This is a genomic window from Streptomyces sp. NPDC004658 (assembly GCF_040609555.1).
Classification (GTDB): Bacteria; Actinomycetota; Actinomycetes; order Streptomycetales; family Streptomycetaceae; genus Streptomyces.
In genome coordinates, this window is the sequence record NZ_JBEXKG010000311.1 from 1 (window position 1) to 4,239 (window position 4,239).

Sequence of the window (4,239 nt, forward strand, 5' to 3'; positions counted from 1 at the left end):
GCCGTCCGGTGCCGAAGCGATCGAATAGTGGCGCTGTGCCGCGTAGCCGTCGGCGGCGGTCAGCCGCAGCAGCAGATGCTGGCCCGCCAGCGCGAGCACGATCGCGGCCACCACGCCCGCCCACGCGACCGGGCCGAGCGGGGTGCAGCCGAAGACGCGGCTGATGCCCGGCGTCTGGACCACGGCCACCAGGGCCAGCGCGGAGCCCAGTGAGGTGATCTGCACGAGGCGGCTGTCGCGCCGGTCGAGCAGGGTCTGCACCAGCTGGGTGCCGACCACCCCGCACAGGGCCATGGTGCCGGAGCGCCGGGCGGTACCCGGCGTGAAGCGGCCGATCAGCCAGGCCGTGACCGCGCCGAGGCAGGTGGTCAGGGCCCGGTGCCGGATCTGCCGCAGCAGGGGATCGCCGAGCACTCCGGCGGCCTCCTCCACGTGCCCCAAATCCGCCTCGCCCTCCTTCTCGGTCACCGCCACCGCCATCGACGGGAACAGGTCGGTGAAGAGGTTCACCATGAGCATCTGCCGGGTGGACAGCGGCGCCCGCCCGGACAGCAGCGTGCCGAGGATCCCGAACCCGACCTCGCCCGCGTTGCCGCCGATCAGGATGGCGATGGCGTCGGCCACGCTGTGCCACAGCGCGCGGCCCTCGCCGACCGCGTCGATCAGCACCGTCAGGTCGTCGTCGGTCAGCACGATGTCCGCGGCGTTGCGCGCGGCGGCCGACCCGCGCGCGTTGATGCCGACGCCGATGTCGGCCGCCCGGATGGCCGCGGCGTCGTTGGCGCCGTCGCCGACCATGCCGACCACCCGGCCCGCGTCCCGCAGCGCCTCCACGACCTGGAGCTTCTGCTCGGGCGCCACCCGTGCCACCACGCCCGCGTCCCGCAGCATCCGGGCCCGGGACACGCGGTCGGCCGCGGCCAGCTCGTCGCCGGTGACCACCACGGTGTCCTCCGGCCAGCCCAGGTCGGCGGCGATGGACCGCGCGGTCTGCGGATGGTCACCGGTGAGCATGACCGGTCGCACGCCCGCCCCGTTCAGCCCGCTCACCAGTGCCGTGGAGGTCTCGCGCGGCACGTCGGACAGCGCCAGCAGACCGAGGAACTCCAGGTCCCCGAGCGGCTGTTCGAGCACGTCCGACTCCTGCTCGCCCGCGCCGAGCCGGCGTTCGGCCACCGCCAGGACCCGCAGACCGGCCCCGGCCAGTGTCTGCGCGGACTCGGAGGCGTGCGCCGGCAGCCCGGCGCAGGCGGGCAGCACGGTCTCCGGGGCGCCCTTGACCACCAGCACGGCCGGGCCGTCCCCGACCCTGCCGACGGCGGCGGCGTATCCGCGCGCGGCCTCGAACGGCAGGTCGGCGAGCTGGGTCCAGTCGGGATCGGGCTTCGCCGCGACCAGCACGGCCTCGTCGGTGGCGTGCACGGGCCGGTCGGAGCCGCCGTTCATCCGGGGGCAGGCCCGCGCGGCGGACCGGATCGTCTCCTCGGACCCTGCGTCGTGCACCGCGCGGACCGTTCCCTCGGCGTCGGAGGTGCGCACCAGCCGCAACCGGTTCTCGGTGAGCGTGCCGGTCTTGTCGAAGCAGATGGTGTCCATCCGGCCCAGCGCCTCCAGCGTGCGCGGGGTGCGCACCAGCACACCGCCCCGGCTCAGCCGCCGGGCGGCCGCCAGCTGCGCGACCGTCGCCACCAGCGGCAGCCCTTCCGGTACGGCCGCCACGGCCACCGCCACCCCGCCGCTGACCGCCTCACGGATCGGGGTGCCGCGCAGCAGCGACAGCCCGGTCACGGCGGCGCCGCCCGCCAGGGTCAGCGGCAGCGCCTTGCGGGTGAGTTCCTGGAGCCTGGCCTGGACGCCGCCGGCCGGGGGCGTCCGGGCGGCGAGGTGGACGGCCCGGGCGGCCTCGGTGCGGTCACCGGTGTCGACCACGATGGCACGGCCCTCGCCCGCCACCACGGTCGTGCCCTCGAAGAGCATGCACCGGCGGTCGGCCACCGGGGCGTGCGGGGTGGGATCCGTCCGCTTCTCCACCGGCAGCGACTCGCCGGTCAGGGCGGACTCGTCCACCTCCAGGCCCTCCTGCCACAGCAGCCGGGCGTCGGCGGGCACCACGTCGTCCGTCTTGAGCTGGATCACGTCACCCGGCCGGAGCTTGCCCGCCTCCACGGTGCGGGTTCCGCCGACCGGGGCCTCGGTCTCGGACGGCACCAGGCGCGCCTTCTGCTTCTGCTCCGCGACCAGCCCGGACAGCGCCCGCTCGGCCCGCAGCCGCTGGATGCCGCCGACCAGGGCGTTCAGGTCGAGGGCGCCGACGACGAGGAGCGCGTCCATGACGGAGCCGAGGATCGCCGACGCGGCCGAGCCGACGGCCAGGACCGGGGTGAGCGGGTCCTGCAGTTCCCCGCGGACGGCGCGGCCGAGCCGGTAGGACCAGCGGACGGGCGCGGCGGCCGGGTGCCGGGTGACGCCCTCGGCCGCCTTGCGCATCCGGGCGGTGAGCGTGTCCAGCGCGCCGGTCTCCGCGGCCGGTTCGTGGGCCAGCCGTTCGCGGGCCTCGTCCGGGTCCAGATCGTGCCAGTGCACCCGGGGCCGCGGGTGCGGGGCGCGGGCCGCCACCACGCCCAGCGCGGACCGCATCCCGGACAGCAGTGCCGCAGCCGCGCCGGCGTCGACGGGAGCGTGCCTCAGCCCCGGCAGCACGGAGCGGTGGCCACGTCCGCCGCCGGACTCGCCGATGGCGACGAGCAGCCCGGAGAGCGCGGCACCGGAGCGGGCCAGGGTCTGGGCCCGGTGGCCGACCCGGCGGGCGGCCGGGATCGCGGTCAGCACCCGCCACACGTCGGGCAGGCCGTGCAGGGCGAGGACGTCCGCGCCCCACACCACCGCTCCGTCCCGGTCGGTCAGGGCGATCGCGACATCGGCGGCCCGCAGGGCGGCCAGGACGTCGTGCTCGTCGGCCGCGCGGACCCGGGCGGCCACCAGGACGGCGCCCTCGTCGCCACGCGCCTCGTACACGACGTCGTCCAGCGGCCGGCGGGCGTCGACGACCTGGTCGGCGAGGCCGGTGAAGTCCTCCAGGGCGGGATCGTCCACCAGGACGACCCGGAGCCCGGCCCGGCGGGCCGCGTCCAGCACCGGTTCGGCCCACGGTTCGGCCTCGCCGCTCTCGGTGCGCAGCGCGCTCGGGTGCAGGACGACCGTGCCCGCCATCTCCAGCTGGCGCAGCCGCTCCGGGTCGCGGACCAGCACGCCGGTGCGGGCCAGGGCGGCGCTGAGCACGGCGTGGAAGGCGGCGGGACCGTAGCGGGCGGCCTTCGGGGAGCCGGCCAGCACCGCTTCGGCCGCCTCGGCGCCGTCGTGCTTGACCAGGAGGGTGGCCACCGCGCCCAGGAGGCTGCCGGCGGAGGCGTGGGCCGCGTACTCCTGGGCCGGGGAGACACGCAGCGGCGGGCGCGGCGCGCCCTGCGCGGCGAGGCTGACGCGGTCCGGGGCGCACAGCTGGTCGTGCACGGCATCGAAGGCGGCCGAGCGGGCCACCGTGTCGGCGACCTGGCAGGCCCGCAGGACGCCGTCGAGCACCAGGGAGGTGGGGGTCTGACCGGCCCCGTGCACGGCGGCGTTCGCGCAGGCCAGCAGGAGGTCCATCCGGGTGTCGCCGATCCGGCCGCGCAGCCAGGCGCGGAACCGCGGGTTCTCCCGCAGCAGGGTCACGGCCGCCGTCACCATCCGCGGCGAGGGCGGCAGCCGCAGCGCGTACGCGGTCAGGGCGACGGCGATCCCGGCGCCGTCGGCGGCGAGCGTGGCCACCGCCGCGCGCACCCCGGCCGGGTCGGCCGGATGCGTGGTCTCCTCCACGTCCGAGCCCGCGAGGAGGAGCCCGTGCCGCTCGGCGAGGCCGGCCGCGTGGTCCAGGACGCGCTCGGCGGCCTCCTCTCCGGTCGCGGTCACCACCAGGCGGGCGAGTCCCTGGTCCCAGTAGGCGACGAGTACGTCGGGGTGGTCCGCCAGCGCCTCGGCCATCCGGCGCGCCAGGTGTGCCGTGCCGCCCGCGTGCCGGGCGTGTTCCGGTTCGACGGGCCGGACCGCCAGGTGGGCGCGGGCGCCGGACCGCCAGTGGTCACCCGAACCGGGCAGCGCGTTGCGCGCCACCCGCCCCACACGCGCGGCGGCGTCCAGGCCCCGCACGCCGGCGCGCGCCGTTCCGGCAGCGGCACCGGCGGCCAGTCCGACCGCCGGTGC

1 protein-coding gene is annotated in these 4,239 nt (G+C 77.2%); it reads right to left on the minus strand.

Features of this window, described 5'->3' with window-relative positions:
• The coding region (locus ABZV94_RS40480; RefSeq protein ID WP_356349933.1) for an HAD-IC family P-type ATPase at positions 1-4,239 on the minus strand (4,239 nt) is incomplete at both ends.